The sequence below is a fragment of the Streptomyces sp. DH12 genome (assembly GCF_020873895.1).
Taxonomy (GTDB): domain Bacteria; phylum Actinomycetota; class Actinomycetes; order Streptomycetales; family Streptomycetaceae; genus Streptomyces.
Genome location: NZ_JAHWGT010000246.1, coordinates 1 through 749, shown reverse-complemented (window position 1 = coordinate 749; position 749 = coordinate 1). Strand labels below are relative to the sequence as shown.

At 76.2% G+C, this 749-nt stretch carries 1 protein-coding gene; it reads left to right on the top strand.

Translation table 11 applies throughout. The features are described from left to right. Positions 1-609, top strand: a 609-nt coding sequence (locus tag LPA54_RS33815; protein ID WP_228984521.1) for an FAD-dependent monooxygenase, incomplete at its 5' end; no start/stop codon positions are given. Positions 610-749 lie beyond the last annotated feature (140 nt).

Sequence of the window (749 nt, the reverse complement as noted above, 5' to 3'; positions counted from 1 at the left end):
GAGCGGCGCGTCCACCATGTCCCGGCCCCGGCGGGCTGGCTGACCGGCACGGGGCTGTGGTCGGCGGACGGGGTGCTGCGGCTTCCGTACTCCACCGGCGCGGTGCCGTGCGGGGTGGCCACGCTGACGATGCCGCGTGAGGACCGGCGGGCGGAGGACGACTCCCGGGACGCCGCGGCGGGCGCGGAGCCGCCGGCCGAGGGGCGGCTGATCGAGAAGCGCGTGCTGGACATGCACGACTACGTCACCGAGCCGATGTCCTTCGGCCGCCTCCACCTGGCCGGGGACGCGGCGCACCTGGTCGCGCCGATCGCCGCCAAGGGCCTGAACCTGGCGCTGCACGACGCGTTCGCCCTGGGCGACGCGCTCGTCGCGCGGCTGGTGAAGGGCGACGGGACCGGTCTGGCCGGCTACTCGGAGGGCTGTCTGCGGCGGGTGTGGGACTACCAGGAGTTCTCGCAGTGGCTCTCCGAGCTGTACCACGGGGGCGCGGCGGGCGATCCGTTCCGTGCGGGCACCGCCCTGGCGCGGCTGCGCCGTCTGTTCAGCTCGCCGGCCGCCGCCACGGCCTTCGCGGAGCAGTACCTGGGCACGGGCGTACGGTACTGATCCCGGGCGGCCCGCCCCGGCCCGATCAGGCGGCGGGCCTGCCCAGCCCCTCCAGCACGACCGCGCCCGGCAGTTCCGCGAACGCCTTGCCCGGCACCAGCAGCTTCCCGCGCCGCCGCCCGCTGCCGACCAGCACGTAC